This is a genomic window from Nonomuraea sp. NPDC005501 (genome assembly GCF_040605905.1).
In the GTDB taxonomy this organism is placed as follows: Bacteria; Actinomycetota; Actinomycetes; order Streptosporangiales; family Streptosporangiaceae; genus Nonomuraea.
This window is the reverse complement of the sequence record NZ_JBEXDT010000133.1, coordinates 1-18331: the sequence shown is the minus strand read 5'-3', so window position 1 is coordinate 18331 and position 18331 is coordinate 1. Positions and strand designations below refer to the sequence as shown.

General features: G+C 71.2%; 16 protein-coding genes. 8 read left to right on the top strand and 8 right to left on the bottom strand.

Annotated features, from left to right (window positions below):
* Positions 1–194 (bottom strand): TCP-1/cpn60 chaperonin family protein (locus tag ABZS51_RS38975; RefSeq protein ID WP_355452294.1); only part of this gene is annotated, 194 nt, incomplete at its 3' end.
* Positions 195–425: 231 nt separating this feature from the next.
* Here ABZS51_RS38975 and ABZS51_RS38970 point away from each other — a divergent pair.
* Both ABZS51_RS38970 and ABZS51_RS38965 read left to right on the top strand, forming a co-directional pair.
* Positions 426–1013 carry a TetR/AcrR family transcriptional regulator gene (locus tag ABZS51_RS38970; RefSeq protein ID WP_355452291.1) on the top strand — a complete coding sequence of 196 codons (588 nt, stop codon included), beginning with the start codon at positions 426–428 and terminating at the stop codon, positions 1011–1013.
* A gap of 131 nt (positions 1014–1144) precedes the next feature.
* Entirely contained in the window at positions 1145–2224 is a 1080-nt protein-coding gene (locus ABZS51_RS38965; protein ID WP_355452288.1) for a serine hydrolase domain-containing protein, read from the top strand.
* Positions 2225–2306: 82 nt separating this feature from the next.
* Here ABZS51_RS38965 and ABZS51_RS38960 read toward each other — a convergent pair whose 3' ends face one another.
* A complete protein-coding gene (locus ABZS51_RS38960) occupies positions 2307–3158 on the bottom strand; it encodes an aminoglycoside phosphotransferase family protein (RefSeq protein ID WP_355452285.1) in 852 nt (283 codons plus the stop codon).
* 132 nt (positions 3159–3290) lie between these two features.
* Positions 3291–4208: an aminoglycoside phosphotransferase family protein gene (locus tag ABZS51_RS38955; protein ID WP_355452282.1), complete on the bottom strand. Its 918-nt coding sequence runs from the start codon at positions 4206–4208 to the stop codon at positions 3291–3293.
* A 467-nt stretch (positions 4209–4675) separates the two neighbouring features.
* On the opposite strand from ABZS51_RS38955, the gene ABZS51_RS38950 reads away from it, so the two are divergent.
* From ABZS51_RS38950 to ABZS51_RS38935, 4 genes are all read left to right on the top strand, one after another.
* Positions 4676–5092 carry a DUF6223 family protein gene (locus tag ABZS51_RS38950; RefSeq protein ID WP_355452279.1) on the top strand — a complete coding sequence of 139 codons (417 nt, stop codon included), beginning with the start codon at positions 4676–4678 and terminating at the stop codon, positions 5090–5092.
* Between the two features lie 555 nt (positions 5093–5647).
* Positions 5648–6136, top strand: coding sequence for a GtrA family protein (locus ABZS51_RS38945; protein WP_355452276.1), 489 nt, complete (start codon positions 5648–5650; stop codon positions 6134–6136).
* Between the two features lie 261 nt (positions 6137–6397).
* Positions 6398–7642 carry a hypothetical protein gene (locus ABZS51_RS38940; RefSeq protein ID WP_355452273.1) on the top strand — a complete coding sequence of 415 codons (1245 nt, stop codon included), beginning with the start codon at positions 6398–6400 and terminating at the stop codon, positions 7640–7642.
* A 111-nt stretch (positions 7643–7753) separates the two neighbouring features.
* Entirely contained in the window at positions 7754–8701 is a 948-nt protein-coding gene (locus ABZS51_RS38935; protein WP_355452270.1) for a methyltransferase domain-containing protein, read from the top strand.
* Here ABZS51_RS38935 and ABZS51_RS38930 read toward each other — a convergent pair.
* The 4 genes from ABZS51_RS38930 to ABZS51_RS38915 all read right to left on the bottom strand — a co-directional run bounded on the left by ABZS51_RS38930 (position 8616) and on the right by ABZS51_RS38915 (position 14102).
* Complete coding sequence (locus ABZS51_RS38930; RefSeq protein WP_355452267.1) at positions 8616–10016, bottom strand: MFS transporter; 1401 nt, start codon at positions 10014–10016, stop codon at positions 8616–8618. The genes ABZS51_RS38935 and ABZS51_RS38930 overlap by 86 nt on opposite strands.
* Before the next feature lie 618 nt (positions 10017–10634).
* Entirely contained in the window at positions 10635–12164 is a 1530-nt protein-coding gene (locus ABZS51_RS38925; protein WP_355452264.1) for an FAD-dependent monooxygenase, read from the bottom strand.
* Entirely contained in the window at positions 12161–13450 is a 1290-nt protein-coding gene (locus tag ABZS51_RS38920; protein ID WP_355452261.1) for an erythromycin esterase family protein, read from the bottom strand. The genes ABZS51_RS38925 and ABZS51_RS38920 overlap by 4 nt, the downstream gene beginning before the upstream one ends.
* A 43-nt stretch (positions 13451–13493) precedes the next feature.
* A complete protein-coding gene (locus ABZS51_RS38915) occupies positions 13494–14102 on the bottom strand; it encodes a CatB-related O-acetyltransferase (protein WP_355452258.1) in 609 nt (202 codons plus the stop codon).
* Between the two features lie 156 nt (positions 14103–14258).
* Here ABZS51_RS38915 and ABZS51_RS38910 point away from each other — a divergent pair, with 156 nt between their 5' ends.
* A complete protein-coding gene (locus ABZS51_RS38910; RefSeq protein WP_355452255.1) occupies positions 14259–14840 on the top strand; it encodes a TetR/AcrR family transcriptional regulator in 582 nt (193 codons plus the stop codon).
* 152 nt (positions 14841–14992) lie between these two features.
* A complete protein-coding gene (locus ABZS51_RS38905) occupies positions 14993–15664 on the top strand; it encodes a TetR/AcrR family transcriptional regulator (RefSeq protein WP_355452252.1) in 672 nt (223 codons plus the stop codon).
* Positions 15665–15699: 35 nt separating this feature from the next.
* Here the strand turns inward: ABZS51_RS38905 and ABZS51_RS38900 are convergent, their stop codons facing one another.
* Positions 15700–18270, bottom strand: a complete 2571-nt coding sequence (locus ABZS51_RS38900) for an excinuclease ABC subunit UvrA (protein ID WP_355452249.1) — start codon at positions 18268–18270, stop codon at positions 15700–15702.
* Positions 18271–18331 lie beyond the last annotated feature (61 nt).

The following is an 18331-nucleotide window of genomic DNA, read 5'->3' as shown; positions in this document are numbered from 1 at the left end:
GGGTCCTCGAGCTCGATCTCCTTGGCGATGGAGACGCCGTCGTTGGTGATGGTGGGGGCGCCCCACTTCTTCTCCAGCACGACGTTACGGCCCTTGGGGCCGAGGGTCACCTTGACGGCGTCGGCGAGCTGGTTCATACCGCGCTCGAGTCCGCGCCGGGCGTCCTCGTCGAACGCGATCATCTTCGAAGCCATTCCTGCTCCTGCTCTTCGTAGGGCTGTCCGGTCAGGGGTTGCCGGGACGGCGCCCGCGACGGACGGTCTGCTGGCGGGCGGCCGACCTGCCCACGGACCTCGTCGTCCCGGCGCACGCCGGGTGGTTGGCACTCTCCAGGCGTGAGTGCCAGGCGTCTCGTCGCACTCTACCCACAACTTGCGTGTCACGCACACAGTGCGCGGCACGCAACATCGGATAGAGTGGGCCCTATGAACGACGCCATGGATCTTCGGGCGCGCAACAGGCAAGCCACCCAGGAGGCGATCGGCCACGCCGCGCTGCGCCTGGCCATCGAGCAGGGCCCCCACGGACTGGCCATGGTGCGCGTCCATGACATCGCCACGGCCGCGGGCGTCTCCCCCCGCACCTACAACAACTACTTCTCCAGCAAGGAGGAGGCGATCTGCTCCTTCCAGGCCGGCCAGTCCAAGCGCGTGGGGGAGGCGCTGCACGCCCGGCCCGCCGGCGAGCCGCTGGATCAAGCCATCATCGCGGCCGTGATCGAGCTCTACACCGACCCCGAGCCCGACCAGGCCGGCCTGCGCATGATCATGTCGACGCCCGAGCTGGAGGGCGAGGCGCTGAAGGCGTTCACCATGGCGGAGGGCCCGCTCACCGAGGCGATCGCGGCGCGCACCGGTACGGACCCCGGCCGCGACCTGTTCCCGGCCGTCACGGCCGCCGCGGTCGCCGGCGCCATCCGCGTGGCGGGGCGGCACTGGCTCATGCCCGGCAACACCGAAACCTTCGCCGCCATCCTGCGCCGGGCCCTCTCCTGTGTCGTTCCGGGCCGTTGATCGCCTTGGGCGGCATGCAGGACCGCCCGATCAAGTGCGCGCGGCGATCACCTCGGTGGTAGGGAATGCCTCACCCCGACAGGCGGGCAGGCCTGACTGATCGTGAGTGATCTTCCTGTGACATTGGGGGCATGACGAAATTGCTCGCCGCCGCTGTCGCCGGTTCCCTGGTCCTCGCCCCTGTCGCCCCCGCCTTCGCCGCCGCCGCGACGCCCTCGCCGCAGTCCAGCCTTGACGTGCTCACCACCGAGGACGGCATGGCGGGTGCGTTGAGCCAGGTGCGGAGCCCGGGCGGCGCGACCGTGACCCGGCGCTCCGGCACCGCGGAGCGGGGCACCGGCAAGCCGATGATCGGCCCCCGGGGCCGGTTCAGGATCGCCAGCGGGAGCAAGCCGATCATTGCCGCCACCGTGCTGCGGTTGGCCGATCAGAAGAAGATCGACCTGGACGCCACGGTGGAGCGTTACCTGCCCGGGGCGCTGCGCGGCACCGGTGACGGCGCCGAGATCGACGGCCGAAAGATCACCGTCCGGATGCTGCTGCAGCAGACCAGCGGCCTGCCCGAGTTCGCCGACGCGATCGAATGGAAGGAGCCCTTCCCGGACTTCCTGCGGGTGGCGCTGACGCTCAAGCCCACGCCCCGCGGCTCCTTCGCCTACGCCAACACCAACTACCTGGTCCTCGGCATGATCGTGACCGCGGTGACCGGCAAGGACTACCGCCAGGCGAGCCAGGAACTGATCCTCAAGCCGTACGGGATGCGGGACACGTACTGGCCGGCCAAGGACGACTACGGCATCCGCGGCCCGCACGCCCACGCCTACGGGGTGCACCCCGGCCATCCGAAGGACGGCGAGGTCGACCTGACCGACCAGCTGCCCACCTACGCGTTCGGCCCCAGCGGCGGCCTGGTCTCCACCCCCGAAGACCTCATCCGGTTCTGGCGCGAGGCCCCGCTGGGCACGATGATGACCCGGCCGGTGAAGGTCGAGGCGGAAGGCTGGCCCGCGGACGCCCGCTACGGCTACGGCGTGGCCCGGATGAAGTCGAGCTGCGGCTACGTGTACTTCGCCGCCGGCGACATGCCGGGGGCCGCGGTGTTCAGCGGCCGGGACCGGGCCGGGCGCGCCGCCACCGTCTACGTCACCGGCGTGCCCCGCAATCGGCAGCACCTGATCGACGCCTTCCTCGCCGCGATGTGCGACCGCTGAGTCATGCGCCAGGCCGTCTCAGCCGCCCAGCCCCCGGAAGCGCCCGGCGCCGGGCGGCGGCTGCGACCTCGAAGACCTGCGATCAGCCACGGGTGTCCAGCCCTTCGCGACCGAGCGTCGCTCGGATCCGGCTGAGCCACTCGGTGCCCAGCCGGCGCCCGTTCGGGAGCTGGTCGCCTCGATCCCAGCGCCACGTCGTGATCATCGCCAGCACGAGGATCCGGCACACCCTCAGCAACTCCTGGTCGACGCCCGGATAGTGCTCGCTGACTTCTTCGGGCGCATGGGCGAGGTCGAATTCGACAGGCCCGCGGCAACACGTCTCGAAGTCTATGAACAGCAGCCCGTTCGTCGTGGTGAGCACGTTGCCCGGGTGCGGCTCGCCGTGCAGCAGCTGCTCGGCGCCGCCGCGCTCCCCGATCACGCGTCTCATGCTTCCCAACGTCTCGTCGAGCAGCTCGCGGTCCGCGTCGGCGAGCCCCGGCGTACGGTCGCGGCTCGCCACGAGCTGTTGGGCCTGCTCGACCCGATCCGTGAAGTGCGGCGTCGGGACATCGAGCTCGCGCATGCCGGCATGCAGCCGCGCGAGCGCATCGGCATAGTCGGCCGGTGGGACCGCTCGCGGTGTCACCGGCTCGTAGTAGGTCCACAGCGTGACCTCGAAGCCGTCACGCTCATGGACGCGTGGCTCCGCCCGCGGGTCGGGAACAGCCACAGGACACCCGGACTCGGCGAGCCGCTGAGCGAGCTCGACCTCGAACCGCGCGACCTGATGCGTCACAGGTGCCACCCGGGCCAGGACGTCACACGGCAGCAGACGCAGAGTGAGCTTGTTCGAGTCATGAAGAACGATCGCGTCGTCGACCGTCAGGTCGAGCGCTGACGCGGTCGACATGGCGGCGGCCACCGCACGCGCGACCGCTGACGCCTGCATCGTCGCCTGGCCTCTCTCCCGTGAACGCTGCCGTACTCCCCAAGCGGTGCCACCTGGGCACGTACATTATCGAGGCGATCACGACCGTGGGGTCCGGCGCGAAGGTGTTCGAGCGCGTGGAGAGGTGATCGATCAGCGATGGGCCGTTGCGATGAGGCGTCGCAGTGCCGCGTGGGCGGGTGGGCCCCACGTGGCTTTGCCGCCCCGCCGGCCGCGGACGCCGGCTTCGCCGATGAGGATGCCGCTGAGGGCCCGTCCCACCGCCCATCCGCGGGCGCGGCGCAGGGTCGCTGCGTCCGGCGCCGGCTGGTAGGCGGCATGGAAGCGGTCGCGGGCGCCATCCGGCAGCAGGATCCAGGCGGCGAAGAGGTCGCAGGCCGGATCGCCCGCGAAGAGGTCGCCGAAGTCGATCACGCCGCAGAGGGTGCCGTCCGCGGTGAGGACGTTGGCCGGATGCAGGTCGCCGTGGAGCCAGAGCGCCGGGCCTGCCCACTCGGGCGCGGCGGCGGCGTCTTCCCAGACCGCGCGGACGGCGTCCGGGTCGGGGATCAGCCCCAGCTCGGTCGCCGAGGCGAGCTGCCTGGCGAACCCCTCGGAGTGGTCGGCCAGCGGCCCGCCGCGGCCCCGGCCGGCGGGCGCCTGCTCGGGGGCGGGCCGGTGCAGGGCCGTCAGGAAGGCGGCCAAGGCGTCGGCAGCCTCCGCGGCGCGCGTGACGGGGGCGCGGTCGGCGGGCTCGCCCGGCACCCAGGTGGTGACGATCCAGGGTCGTGGAAACAGGGCGGAGGGCTCGCCGAGGCGCTGCGGGACGGGCACCGGCAGCGGAAGGCGCGGGGCGAGGACGGGCAGCCAGGTGTGCTCCTTGAGCAGCAGCGCGTCCGCGTCCTGCGTCGCCCAGGGCAACCGGACGGCGAGGTCGTCACCGAGCCGCCACAGCTGGTTGTCCCAGCCCCGCGCGCCAAGCCGCAAAGGGCGATCGGCCAGGTCGGGGTGCTGGTCACGCAGCAGATCCCGCACGAACTCCGCGTCGATGTCGATCTCGGTGTGCGTCATGCGGAGCAACGGTAGCCGGATGGCGCGATCGTCGTCCGGGGTTGTCAGCGAACGGAGAGCCGGTCGGTGATAGCGCCGAAAACGGTTTGCTCCCGGCGCACTGGTCGATCAGATCGGTGAGGGCTCACCGGTCCCTGCTCGGGAAGGTCCCGCAGGTGCCGCCTCGTGGGTGGCGCGTGCGGGCGACAATCGCGGCCTTTGCCCCATGCCAGGACGGGGGGCGCCGGGCTCGATCCACGTGCGGCCGCCTACGACGACGGGCGTACCGGGGCACGAGCCGGCTACGCAGAACTGCGTAGCCGCTGCCGTCCGCTGCCGGAGGCCGCGGCTGCCTCGACGGCGCGAGGATCGATTCCGTGAAACCTCTCCTTGGGCGCTCGCCCTCGTCACCGGCACCTCGACGGGCACAGGCGATCCACCCCGCTGCACACGCTGCCGACGCCCGCCATTCGACAGACAGGATCCTCATGTTCGTCCGTCACCTGCCGGCCACCGCCGCAGCCGTCCTGCTCGGTGTCCTGGGGCTCGCCACACCGGCAGCCGCGCACGTTCTGGTCCAGCCCGTCGATGCGTACGCCTTGACGACCGGGCGTCTCTGGTCCGTGGTGGCCGCGCTGCTGGGGCTGGCCGGCGTCGTCATCGGCGGGCTGGCTCTGGCCCGCTCCGCCGGCCGTATCGGGACCGGCACCGGGAGAAGGGGGGCCATGGTGGCACTGGCGGCGGGGCTCGCCTGCACGGTCATCGGCGCGCTGGTCGTGGCCGCCGCCGAGGGCGGTCCCGGCACCGGCTACGGAATAGTCGGGGGCTACATAGACCTGGTGGTCGGGCCGATCGCCATGGTCCTCGGTGGGCTGGCTCTGGCCCGCTCCCGCCGCACCGCCTGACACGCCACCCGGTCGTGCCGGCCGGTCACCGAGAACCCCGCGGCCAAGGTTCGGGCCGACGACACCGACACCGGCCGCCGCCGCGGCGATCGAAACCCTCCGCCACACCGGTATCCATCCTGGACAAGAGCGGGTTCGCCTCAGCGTGCGGCGACGAGACGGTCTGATAGGTCGGATACTGCTGGGACGGGGCAGCGAAGGGCATCAGTGGTGGGGCGCAAGGGAACGAATGTATGGTGGCCGCCTGATCGGTGTTGAGCATCCGCTTTCGGCGGGGAGTCATCCCAACGTCGTGTCCTGGCTGTGGTTTGCTGGGTGGCTCCTCCGGTCACCGAGACGGCTCTGCCCCTGACGGGCGCTCCACCGCGAAGCACTCGACTGTGGTGTGAGTGAGGATTGATACCAGATGTCGTCAGGTGCGGCTCCAGTCGCCCGAGCCGGAAAGGCCGTGTCAGTGAGTGTTGAGACCAGAGTGTCCGGCTGGTGAGAAAATCGGGACGCTGGGAAACAGCAAAGGCAGTACTCGCAGGATTGCCGGGACCGCTGCCCGCCCTTGTGCTGAAGCACCGTGAGCTGCTGAAGTTCGCGGTGGTGGGTGGAACAGCGTTCCTGGTGGACAACGCAGTGTTCTATGGGCTGAAGCTGACCATTCTGGAGCCGAAGCCGGTGACCGCGAAGGTCATCGCGGTGCTCGTGGCGACGATCGTGTCCTACGTTCTGAACCGTGAATGGTCGTTCCGGACCAGGGGCGGTCGCGAGCGCCATCACGAGGCGGCGCTGTTCTTCCTGGTCAGTGGTGTCGGTCTGGTGCTCAGCTCCGTGCCGCTATGGATCTCCCGGTACGTGTTCCTGCTGGAGACCCCGGACGTGAGCCTGGTGACCCAGGAGATCGCCGACTTCATGAGCGCGCAGGTCATCGGCACGCTGATCGCCATGGTCTTCCGGTTCTGGGCGTTCCGGAAGTGGGTCTTCCCCGACGAGGAGGCTCACCCCGGCCGCGTGCGGCTGGCTCCGGCTCCCGAGCCCGAGGACGAGGCGGCCTGATCCGACCCTCCACTCGCCGGGTAGCCGCGGTGCATTGCTGCATCGATGTGGACCGTCTCGGATTTCCTGGCACCGTCGCCCAGGTGCGTCGCGCCCGGCGGATGTGCCGTCCGCACACGCCCGGTGCGGCAAAGGTGTGACGGGGGGTGCTGGAACGGCCGGGGCGATGCGGTGACGATGGCGGGCGTTCCCCGGGTGCCGCCGGCGCGGGGGGCGAGCCCGAGCTCGGCGGCATCTCGCAACCCTGTGGACAGGAGCCCCATGCGCTGCTTATGGACGGTCGCGGTGATGCTGGCCGCGTTGCTGGTACCGACCGCGGCCCAGGCCGCGACGCCGTCGTACCTGACGCTGGAGGCGACGTACAACAGCGTCGCGAACGGTTGGTCCACCGTGGAGAGGTACCTGGACACCACGCCGGGCTTCACCCAGGAGAGCTACCCGCCGGACGGCCGCGGCGACCAGGACGGCCAGCGCCTGACCTTCTTCGGCGGCGTCAAGCGACCGTTCTCCGGCCGGTTCCTCCTGTACCACGCCCCCGGGTGGAACACCAATCCCAAGAGCACGCCGGTCCTGCTGGTGCACGGCGCCAACGACAACCCGGACCGGGCGTGGGCCAACCCCGGCGAGTCGGGCGGCTTCGGCTGCGGCGCCTTGAGCTGCCCGGGCACCGGCATGATGCAGCACCTGGCGAACGCCGGGTACCGGGTCTTCGCGATCGGGTTCGCGCACAAGGAGGGCGACAACCTGATGCAGGCCCAGGAGGTCGGCGACGCGGTCTCGCTCATCAAGGCCAAGCTCGGCGTGCCCGCCGTGGACCTGGTGGGCTGGAGCAAGGGGATGATGTCGGCGCGAATGTACGTGTCGTCGGTCAAGCCGAGCTGGGGCCGTCCGTACGCCGGCGACGTGCGCAAGCTCATCACGCTGGGCGGCCCGAACGCCGGGTACGACTACCCGTTCGCGCACGGCTGGGCGCACGACCTCTCGATCTGGCCCGAGTGCGGAGGCGGCGTCAACTCGCCCGCGCCGCACACGCACATGACCTGCTACGGCGTCTACGCCTACCATCCGGAGTTCTCGTTCGTGCCGGCCGGCGGGTTCGACTGCTATGCCGGGCAGCGGCAGATGCTGGCGCGCTTCGACGGCACGTACGGCGTCGACCAGACGCAGCAGGACTGGTACACCACGTACTACGGCGGGCAGGGCTTCTACACCTCAGGGCCGGGCATCCAGGCCGCGATCGACGCGGGCTCGCTGATCTCGCGCATCCGGCAGGCGGGCGTGCCGGCGTCGGTGGCGACGTACCTGCTGGCCGGCGGGTCGCCGAGCGTCGCCGGCATCTACAACGAGAACCGCGGCCCCAGCGACGGCGTGGTGTTCGTGAGCAGCGCGCTGTCCACGGCGGGTATCGGCACCGTGGCCGGCACCGCGCTCGTGGGCGGCGCCAACCACCTCCAGCTCGGCTGGTACCCCGCGGTCGAGTCGCAGGTCGCGAGCTGGCTCGGCTGACCGCCTCCGGCGAGGCCGGGCGGGAGCGCCCCGCCGGCCGGTCACCCGGAGGCCGTCTGGTTTCATTCCGGGCCCCTGACACAGCACGTGGAAGGTCGTGAGGATGTAGGCATGAGTTCATCGCAGCCCTTCGCCGACCACGGGTCCGAGCCGGACACGACCGCAGGCGGGGCGGTGAATACTGCCGGCGCGGGGTCCGGCCCCTCATCGCCGCACACCTCTGGGTCTGCCCCGGATCACCGCTACCTGCTCGACAACGCCCGGGTGGAGGCGGGCGAGCGGTTCACCTGGCTGGCCGAGCTGTTCGACGGTGTCACACGGGGGCACTTCGACCGGCTCGGAGTGAAGGCGGGCTGGCGCTGCTGGGAAGTCGGCGCCGGAGGCCCCAGCGTTCCCGAGGCACTCGCCACGGCCGTCGGACCAACCGGTTACGTGCTGGCCACGGACATCAATCCGGCCTGGTTGGACCCGCACGGCGGGTACGAGGTGCTCCGGCACGACATCGTCGGGGACCCGCCGCCGGAGCCAGGCACGTTCGACCTGGTCCACGCCCGGCTCGTGCTGGTCCACGTGCCCGACCGTGCCCGGGCGTTGGCGACGATGGTGGCGGCGCTGCGGCCCGGCGGCTGGCTGTTGGTCGAGGACGCCGATACCGAGCTGCAGCCGCTGGCCTGCCTCGATGAGGTCGGCCCGGCACAGCAGCGCGCCAACCGGCTGCGGCGCGCCGTCCGGGAGTTGATGACCCGCCGCGGCGCCGACCTGCGCTACGGCCGTACGCTGCCGCGGGCGTTCCGTGCGGCCGGTCTGGTCGATGTCGCGGCGGCCGGCTGCTTCCCGGTCGGCGGGGTGGCCTGCGACCGGCTGGAGACCGCGACGGTGCGCATGGTCCGCGCCGAGTTGCTCGCCGCTGGATTGGCCGACGACGCCGAGATCGACGCGCACCTGGCCGCCATCGATGCCGGCGAGCTCGACCTCACCCTCGCGCCGCTGATCTCGGCATGGGGGCGCCGTCCGGGACAGCCCTCGGCGTCCGGGCCGCGGTCAGCCACAGGCCGGTGAACACGGCGCTGATCAAGGTGACGGCGCCGGCCGCGAGGAAGGCGCTGTTGAGGCCGGATTCGAAGGAGGCGCCGCCGGACTCCCGCGTGTGGACGATCGCTCCGAGCACCGCCACGCCGAGCACCGCGCCGATCTGCCGGGTGGTGCTGCTGACGCCCGAGGCGAGGCCGCCCTCCTGCGGGCTGACCGCCTGGATGGAGGCGCCGGTCAGCGGGGACATGGTCAGAGCGAACCCGATGCCGACGACCGCCAGCCGCCACCACACGTTCCCGTAGCCGGTGTCGGCGTGGACGAGGCCCAGCGCCAGCAGCCCCAGCCCGGCCAGCGCCAGGCCGATGCTGACGACGGCGCGGAACCCGTACCTGGCGGCGAACCGGCCCGCGAACGGGCTGACGATCACCATGGCGAGGGAGCCGGGCAGGGTCCGCAGCCCGGCGACCAGGATCGACGTGTCCTGGACGTAGACGAAGAACTGGGAGAAGAAGAACGACGAGCCCGAGAGCGCGAACCCGACCACGACCATCGCCGTGTTCGACACCGTGAACAGCCGCTGCCGGAACAGCCGGAGCGGCAGCATCGGCGTGGACACACGACCCTCGACCACGACGAACGCGGCCAGGAGCACCAGCCCGGCGGCGAAGCTGCCGAGGATCACCGGTGAGGTCCAGCCTCGGGAACCGCCCTCGATCAGGCCGTAGGTCACAGCGCCCACGCCCGCGACGGACAGGACCGTGCCGGGAACGTCGATCGGCGGCGCGCCCGGGTTGCGGGACTCCCTCAGCACGCGCAGCCCGGCCAGCAGCAGGACCGCCCCGATGGGCACGTTGACCAGGAAGATGGCGGGCCAGCCGAAGGCGTCCACCAGGACGCCCCCGGCCAGCGGTCCGGCGGCCAGGCCGATGCCGCTGAACCCGGCCCACAACCCGATCGCTCTGACGCGCTCCCTCGGGGCGGGATACGCGGCGGCGAGCAGGGCCAGCGAGGCGGGGCTCAGCGCCGCGGCCCCGACGCCCTGCAGCACCCGCCCGGCGATCAGCCAGCCGATCGAGGGCGCGAGCGCACACACCACCGACGCGGCCGTGAACACCACCACCCCGGCCAGGAACACCCTCCTGCGGCCGAACCGGTCGGCGAAGACGCCGCCGGACAGCAGCAGCATGGCCACCAGCAGCACGTAGGCGTCGACGATCCACTGCAGGCCGATCAGCCCGGTGTGGAGTCGCTGCTGCATGTCGGGCAGGGCGGCGCCGACGATCGTGTTGTCGAGCAGCACCATGAACTGACCTGCGCAGGTCAGGGTGAGCAACGCTTTCACGCAAAGCCTTCCTCAAGCAGTTGATGACTGGTCTCGCGCTTTTGAGCGCGGTCAATGGTGTGCGGGATCTTCTCCATGCTCGGCCACTGGTTCACGCCCGCTTCGCCGATCCGGGCGACCAGCGGTTCCGGCGCACCGGCCTGCGTCCCCGGCGGCTACGGGCCGCTGGAAGCGATCGCCTCGTCGGTCAGCTCCACCGGGGTCGCTTCACCGGCGACCGCGGCGGCCGCGAGTTCTTCGGCCGATCGAGAAGTCGATTCCATGAATGTGCACCCTAATGGCCGGCCGCAGGTGCTCGAAAAGCCGAGGAAACCGCATCAGAAATGTCGCGTCCCAGGTCAGTGGGGGTTTCGATGGAGAGGCCATAAGATGGCGCTCCGCACAATGAGACAGATGTCTCCATGCCCATCGGTGCATGGGCATGGAGGGCGGGATTTGTCCAGCAGCGGAATAACTCTTTCAAAGTCGCAATTAGGTCGACAATCGTTGGCATGCGACGGAAGGAGCGGCGTCGGCCGATTCACCTCGGGGTCGTCACCGCCGTACCCACTGGTCAACCCGAATGGCGGCCGGCCGGAGCTGGAGAAGTTCCGGGCCGAGTCAGGCGCAGGCGGCCCGTCAGGGGGCGCCGAACCAGTGGGACAGCGCTTCTCGCAGTGCGGTCGCGGCGGTGCCGTCGGGTTCGGCGGCGTCCGCGGCCCAGGCGATGTGGGCGTCCGGGCGGATCAGCAGGACGTCGGCCGGGCGCTCGTCGGTCTTGGCCGTGCGGATGTCCACGCGATCGCGCCACTGCCGGGCGACCTGGCGAAGCTCCGGGCGGCCGGCGAGGTCGAGCAGGACGGGCCGGGCGGTGTGCATGAGCTCCGCGACGCTGGTGACGCCCTGGTCGGTGTGCAGGGTGAGGTCGGGGGCGAAGGCACCGGCCAGCGGGTGGGGCTCGGCGCCGGGCATGGGGTAGCGCAGGTCGGTGCCGGCGACGAGCGCTCCCATGCGGCGCAGCGGCTGCTCGTCGGTGAGCAGTTCGGTGAAGACCTCACGCAGCGCCTCGGCGGCCGCGTCGTGCCCGCGGCGCAGGGCCACCTGGGCCCGGGTGTGCAGCATGGTACGGGCGCCGGCGAGGTGGCGTTCGCCGTGGTAGGTGTCCAGCAGGCCGGCCGGTGCGCGGCCGTGCACGTCGGCGGCCAGTTTCCAGGCCAGGTTGACCGCGTCGAGCATGCCGGCGTTGAGGGCCACGCCGGTGGCGGGGAACAGGTGCGCCGCGTCGCCGGCCAGCAGGATCCGGCCGTCGCGGTAGCGCTCGGCCTGGTAGGCCTTGAAGGTGAACCGCGACAGCCGGGTCGCCTCCGCCACGGGCAGCCGCGCGCCGAGCACGCGGTGGATGCTGTCCTGGAGCTCCGGCACGGTCATGGGGACGTCGTCGTCGTACTCGGTGCTCTCGTCCTCGATCGTGTAGAGGGAGACGGCCCTGGAGCCGGGCGAGGAGCCGATGCCGAACAGGCCGTGGTCCGTGCGGGTGAAGCCCGCGCTGATCGTGCCGAAGCCGGGGACGTCGAGGTCGCCGTTGCCGAGCACGGTCACCTCGGCGGGCAGCGTGACCTGGGCCAGCCGGTTGACCTCCGGATAGGTGATGCCGGGGAACGGAATGGCGGCCCGGTCGCGGACGCGGCTGCGCGCGCCGTCGCACCCCACGAGGTAGCGGGCGACAACCTGGTACGGGCCGTCCGGACCCAGCACGTCCACGGTCACCGCCGCGTCGTCCTGGCTGATCCCGGTCACCTCGTGCCCACGGCGGATCTCGACGTCGAGCTCGCCGGCGCGGTCGTCGAGCAGCTGCTCCAGTTGCTGTTGCGGGAGCGGCAGGGCGTGCAGCGGGGGGTCGGCCAGCTGGGTGAAGTCCAGATGCACGCCGCCGAACGGGAACCGGGGTGGTGGGACGGGGCCGGTGCAGGCCGCCTCGAAGCGTTCCAGCAGGCCCCGGTAGCGCAGCAGCTCCAGGATCTGCCCGCCGAGGCCGCCGGCTTTGGGGATGTCGCGGCGCTGCGGCTTGCGCTCCAGCACCAGCGGCCGTACGCCGGCCAGCCGCAGCTCGGCGGCCAGCATGAGGCCGGCGGGGCCGGCTCCTACGATGATCACGTCGGTTCGGGTCACGGGGTTCTTCCTTCTTCGAGGTCGCGGGCCACGGTGGAGGCCGGGGTGTGCAGGATGCCGTCGAAGGCGTCCAGGACGGGGGTGTGCAGGAAGGTGCTCTGCAGCCGGATACGGTCGGGGCCAGGGCCGGCCTGGGTGCGCGCCGGGCGGAGGCCGGCGAGGCTGAGCCCGAGGCCGGCGCCGGCGAAGGCGGCTTCGACACTGCCCGGCTCGGGCGGCTGCAGCGCGGTGTCCTCGATGCGGAAGCCGAAGCGCGCTTCCTCGTCGCGGATCATTTCGCCGGTGTGGCCGCCGGTGCTGGTCAGGCCGAGGGCGAAGTACGCGTCGCCGAGCGCGTTGTGCAGGTGTTGCCCCATGGGGAAGCCGGTGAGCTGCCCGTCGAAGGAGATGGGTGCTTTCTGGATGTGGGCGTTGTGGGCGGCCAGCACGATGCGGGTTCCGGGCTTGGAGCGCTCCAGGTGCCACAGGACCGATCCGGCCATGTAGACGTCGCGGGCCGAGGTGTCGGCGGTCAGCCCGGTCCCGGCGAACAGGCCGGCCATGGCGCGGAAGCCGTAGTCGGCCTGGCAGGCGCCTTCGAGACGGCGCAGCGCGATGTCGTAGCTGGGCCGGTCGCCGCGGGAGACGTACAGCGGCTCGACGGCGTGGAACCGGATGAGCAGGCGCGTCAGGGCGGCGGTGAGGGCGTCCTGGTCGGCGGCCGGCAGGCGGGCCCAGGCGGGCGCGGCCGCGGCCGCGGAGGTTCCGGCGAACGATCTGGCGATGCGCGTCGCCGTCTCGATGGACGACAGGGCTTCGGGGTCGATCCGGCGCAGGTAGTCGGCGACCGGGGTCAGGGCGGGGAGCAGGGACCCACCGGCCGCCGGGATGTCGATGCCGGCGAAACGCACCGGTTGTGAGGCTGTGGCGTTGTGCCGGCGGATCCAGCGCAGCGGGTCGTCGACACCCACGGGGATCGCCTCGGCGAGGTGGCCCGTCAGGTCGTCGTCGGTGCCCTCGCCCTGGGCCCAGGTGTCGAGGGGGAAGCCTTCGCTGAAGCCGTACTCGAAGGCCAGGACGGTGAAGTCGCAGCGTTCGACCAGGAACCGCAGGAGGCGCCGGCGCAGGCGGACGAACTCGTCGATGAAGTGGGAGTGCTCGCCGATCGCGACGACGCGCGCGTCGCCGATGAGGTCGCGCAGCGGCTCCAGGTCGTCGAGCGGCGCCTCGGGGTCGAGGTGGGTGAGCGGGGCGGCGTGGCCGCCCAGCCAGCCGGCGAACAGGCCGGGGTGGGACGAAGCAGTCATGCTGATGACTCGAATCCGGTGCTGGAAGGTGAACGGACGGGTCTCACGCCTGCGCGGCCGCCACCTTCTCCAGGTCGCCGACGCTGCCGGACATGATCGTGCGGACGTGTTCGGTGATGAGCTGGAGCGGCCAGTCCCACCAGGCCACGGCCAGCAGGCGGTCGACGTCGGCGTCGCTGTGGCGGCGGCGGATGAGCCTGGCCGGGTTGCCGCCGGCGATGCCGTAGTCGGGCACGTCGTCCACGACGACGGAGCCGGAGGCGATGATCGCTCCGTGTCCGATGCGGACGCCGGGCATCACCATCGCCCGGTAGCCGAGCCAGACGTCGTTGCCCACCACCGTGTCACCCCGTCCGGGCAGGCCGGTGATGAGGTCGAAGTGCTCGGCCCAGGAACCGCCCATGATCGGGAAAGGGAACGTCGAGGGGCCGTCCATGCGGTGGTTGGCGCCGTTCATGATGAACCGCACCCCCTCGCCGAGCGCGCAGAACTTCCCGATGACCAGCTTCTCCGGCCCGTAGTGGTAGAGCACGTTGCGGGTCTCGAAAGCAGTGGGATCGTCCGGGTCGTCGTAGTAGGAGAACTCGCCGACCTCGATCAGCGGCGAGGCGACCAGCGGTTTCAGCAGCACCACCCGCGGCTGATCGGGCATCGGATGCACCACGGTCGGGTCGGGGAAAACGGGTATCACCAATCGGCTCTTTCCACGAGATACTGAAGAGTACGGAACGTACCGTACCGATAGGATGATGTCGGCGCCCGGAAATGTTGTCAAGTACGGGACGTACCGTTCCGATAAGGTGGCCGCATGACCCGCACACCCCACCGCCGCGGCGCCGACCGGACCGAGGCCATCATGCGGACCACGCTGGAGCTCGGCCAGGAGATCGGCTACTCCAACCTCAGCATGGAGGCGGTCGCGGCGCGCGCCGGCGCCAGCAAGCAGACCCTCTACCGCCGATGGTCGTCCAAGGGAGCCCTGCTGCTCGACTCGCTGCTGTCGCTGAACGAGCCCAGCCTGGACTACCCCGACACCGGCGACCTCGCCGCCGACCTGCGCGCACAGATCTACGCGGCCGTGGACCTGCTGGGCCGCCCGCCTTACGGTCCCCTGTTTCACGCTTTGGTCGGCGAGGCCCAGTACGATCGCCGGGTCGCCGACGCGCTCAACGAGCGCTTCATCACCCCGCAGCGGGACAAGACTGTCGCCCGGCTGCGGGCGGCCCGCGACCAGGGCCAGCTGGCGCCCGGCTTCGACCTCGATCTGGCGATGGCCATCCTGTCCGGCCCGCTGTACTTCCGGCTCCTGATCACCAACGAGCCGCTGACCCATGAGTACGTCGACCGCGTCCTCGACGCGCTCTTCGCCGGGATGATGCCCCGCCCGTGAGCAGGCTCGGCCGCCAGCGGCCGGAGCGGCACCGCCCGCGGCTGCCCGGGTATGGGGTCCACCGCGTTCGGTCGGCCGGGATCAGGCTGTTCATGACGTACGTTCCTCTCCAGCTGCGCTTAATGCGACAGCTTATACATTAAGATGGTGTCATGACGCAGTCCACCGAGCGAACCGGGGGCCGGGCGGAGCCTTCCGCCAACCTGCCGCCGCCCCGCCGCCGCCCGGGCGGCCGTACCGAGCGCACCCGCGCGCAGGTGCTCGACGCTGTTCGCGCCGAACTGGCCGAACGCGGCTACGACGAGCTCACCCTGGACGCCGTCGCGGCCCGCGCGGGCGTGCACCGCGCGACCGTGTACCGGCGCTGGCGGGACGTCGGCGGCCTGCTCGCCGACCTCTGCGCGGCCACGGCCGACGACGACTGGCAGCCCGAGGACACCGGCTCCCTGGAGGGCGACCTCGCGGCGCTCAACCGGGAGAACCTGGCGGCACTGACCGACCAGCCGTCGATCGCCGCCGCCCTGCTCGCCGCCTCCTTCCGCTCCGAGGAGGCCGCGCGCGGCCTGCGGCGGCTGTGGGCGGACCGCTACGCCCGCTGCGAGGTCGTCGTCGAGCGCGCCGTACGGCGCGGCGAACTGCCGCCGGGCACCGACGCGCGGCGACTGCTCGTCGCCGCCACCGCACCGCTCTACCATGAGGTGATACTGCTGCGCACGCCGCCCGACCCGGACCTGGACCTCCCAGGCCAGGCGGCCAGGACCGCGGCCCTCGCCGCCGCCGCGGGCGCCTTCGCCCGCCCTGCGCATCGCGCGTTGCCGGGTTGAAGCCTCAGCGGCCGGTGCGTCGAAGCCCCGCCCTCTCAGCGGCGCTCGTCATCTCGCACTTCAAGGAGCGGCAGGCCCGCCGCGTACCGCCGGAAGAAACCGGCGGTCGGGGTGTTCGCGGTCGCGACGGCTTCCGGGGTGCCCTCCGCGACCACCGCACCCCCGTCCGGACCGGCTCCGGGCCCCAGGTCGATCACCCAGTCCGCGGACGCGGCGACGGGGATGTCATGCTCGGCCACGACGACGGTGTTGCCCGAGTCGAGCAGCACATCGAACGCATCCACCACCCGCTGGATGTCAGACGGGTGCAGGCCCGAGACGGGTTCGTCGAGAAGGACAAGGCCGGCCTTGCGGCCCGCGGCACCGCGCTGGATCGCGGACGCCAGCTTCAGCCGCTGCGCCTCGCCGCCGGACAACTCTGTGGCGCTCTGGCCGAGCTGGAGATAGCCGAGCCCGACCCGGTCCAAGGCTCCCAGGATCTCCGCGAGTTGCCGGGGTTCGGAGAACCGCTCCACGGCCTCGGCGACGGTCAGCTCCAGCACCTGATCGATGGCCAATCCCTGGTACCTGATCTCCAAGGCCTCCGGCTGGTAGCGCCGCCCCTCGCACGCGTCGCAGACCACCCACACATCCGGCAGGAAGTGCATGTCGACCAGTTTGCGGCCATAACCGGTGCAGGTTTCGCAGCGGCCACCATTCGCGGTGTTGAAGCTGAACCAGGAGGCATTGACCCCGCGTCCGCGTGCCACGTCGGTTTCCGCGAACAGCTTGCGGACAATGTCGAACGCCTTGCTGTAGGTGGCCGGGTTGGACCGCGGCGTGCGCCCGAGCGGTTCCTGATCGACGACGGCGACCCAGTCGAACCCCTCCAGACCGGTCACCTGCCGCACCGTGTCGGTCGCCGTCCCGTTCAAAGCGGCCTCCACGCTCGCCGCGATCGCGCCGAGCAGGCTGCTCTTGCCGCTGCCGCTCACCCCGGTCAGGCAGGTGAGCCGACCGGCGGGGAAACGCACCAGGTCCGCGGTCACGTTGTGCGCGCGCAGGCCGTGCAGCTCCACCCAGCCGATGTCATCCCCGGCCGGACGGCGGGCCCGGCGCAGCCGCGGCCCCTCACCGGCCAGATAGCGTCCGGTCAGCGACGTCGGGTGGGCGGCCGCGTCGGCGGGAAGCCCCGACACCAGGACCTCACCGCCGAGGCGGCCCGCGCCGGGCCCCATGTCGATCACCCAGTCGGCCCGGGCGATCAGTTCAGGGTCGTGCTCGACCAGGAGCACCGTGTTGCCGGCCTCGCGTAGCTCCAGGGCGATGTCGAGCAGGTGCCCCTTGTCCGCCGGATGCAGTCCGGTCCCGGGCTCGTCCAGGACGAAGATGATGCCGTTCAGCTCGGTGCTGAGCTGTGCGGCGAGCCGGGTCCGCTGCAACTCACCCCCGGACAGCGTCGCCGCGCTCCGGGACAGCTGGAGATGTGGCAGGCCGAGCCGGTCGAGGATGCCGAGTCTGCGTCCCAGGTCCTGCAGCAGCGGCTCACCCACCTCGCGCTGCCGGGTGTCCAGGTCGCCGGCCACCCGTTTCGCCCAGCTGCGCACCTCCCGTACTTCCACCTCGATGAGGTCGGGGTAGGTCAGCCCGCCGAGCCGCACGGACCGGGCCACCTGGTCGTACCCGCTGCCGCCGCAGGTGCCGCACGGCTGCTTGCGCATGTACGGCAGGTAGCGCTGCTTGGCGCTGGAGGTCTGGGCGTTCACGAACACCCGCTCCACCTCGGCGAGCGCGCCCCGCAGCGGCTGGCTCGAGGTGTAGGTCACCAGAGCCGTCTCGTACTTGTTCGTCATGTCGATGGTCGCCTCGATCTTTTCGTCGCCCGTGCCGTACAGCACGCAGTGGCGGAACTCCTCCGGCAGCGACTGCCACGGCCGCCCGAGGTCCACGCCGCGCTTCTCGGCGAGCGCCGGCACGAACGCGTGCTCTCCCGACCGCCACTTGGCGTACCAGGGCGAGGCCCCCCCGAAGAGCGGAAGCTCCGGATGGGTGATGACCAGGTCCTCCTGTGCCTGCCAGCGCCCGCCCACCCCGTGACAGTCCCCACAGCCGCCTTCCGGGGTGTTGCGGTCGAAATGAGCCGTCGTCAGATGCCCGTCGACGCTCTCCGCCGCCGGGTCCGCGCCGATCCCCGGAAGGCGCGAGTACAGCAGCCCCAGATGCCCGTCGATGCCGGTGATCGTCGCGACCGTGGACCGGGGGTTGCGGTTCAGACGGCGCTGGTCGACCGCGAGCGTCGCGCCGAGTCCCAGGATGCGATCGACCTTCGGCCGATTGCGCTGCGTGATGTACTGCCGTACGAACGGCGAAAGCCCCTCCAGATACCGCAGCTGGGCCTCGTTGTGCAGGGTGTCGATGGCAAGCGAGGTCTTGCCGCTGCCGCTCACCCCGGTGAAGGCGGTGAGCCGCCCCTTGGGGATGCTCACCGACACGTCCCGCAGATTGTTGGTACGAGCCCCCACCACCTCGATGGCCTCGCGCCCCATACTCGCGACGTCCCGCACGAACGCAGTCAACCTTGATCCACCCTCTCGCAACACAGCAGAACACAGGCGGACGGACCCCACCCATGTCGAAATGAAGTGATGACGCCACTAAGCGGCGGCCGCTCGGCGCCATGGCGCCGAG

Bases quoted from the DNA above. Each gene is read 5' to 3' on its own strand.
- ABZS51_RS38970 (WP_355452291.1), top strand. From the start codon at position 426: ATGAACGACGCCATGGATCTTCGGGCGCGCAACAGGCAAGCCACCCAG.
- ABZS51_RS38965 (WP_355452288.1), top strand. From the start codon at position 1,145: ATGACGAAATTGCTCGCCGCCGCTGTCGCCGGTTCCCTGGTCCTCGCC.
- ABZS51_RS38960 (WP_355452285.1), bottom strand. From the start codon at position 3,158: ATGCAGGCGTCAGCGGTCGCGCGTGCGGTGGCCGCCGCCATGTCGACC.
- ABZS51_RS38955 (WP_355452282.1), bottom strand. From the start codon at position 4,208: ATGACGCACACCGAGATCGACATCGACGCGGAGTTCGTGCGGGATCTG.
- ABZS51_RS38950 (WP_355452279.1), top strand. From the start codon at position 4,676: ATGTTCGTCCGTCACCTGCCGGCCACCGCCGCAGCCGTCCTGCTCGGT.
- ABZS51_RS38940 (WP_355452273.1), top strand. From the start codon at position 6,398: ATGCGCTGCTTATGGACGGTCGCGGTGATGCTGGCCGCGTTGCTGGTA.
- ABZS51_RS38935 (WP_355452270.1), top strand. From the start codon at position 7,754: ATGAGTTCATCGCAGCCCTTCGCCGACCACGGGTCCGAGCCGGACACG.
- ABZS51_RS38920 (WP_355452261.1), bottom strand. From the start codon at position 13,450: ATGACTGCTTCGTCCCACCCCGGCCTGTTCGCCGGCTGGCTGGGCGGC.
- ABZS51_RS38915 (WP_355452258.1), bottom strand. From the start codon at position 14,102: ATGCCCGATCAGCCGCGGGTGGTGCTGCTGAAACCGCTGGTCGCCTCG.
- ABZS51_RS38910 (WP_355452255.1), top strand. From the start codon at position 14,259: ATGACCCGCACACCCCACCGCCGCGGCGCCGACCGGACCGAGGCCATC.
- ABZS51_RS38905 (WP_355452252.1), top strand. From the start codon at position 14,993: ATGACGCAGTCCACCGAGCGAACCGGGGGCCGGGCGGAGCCTTCCGCC.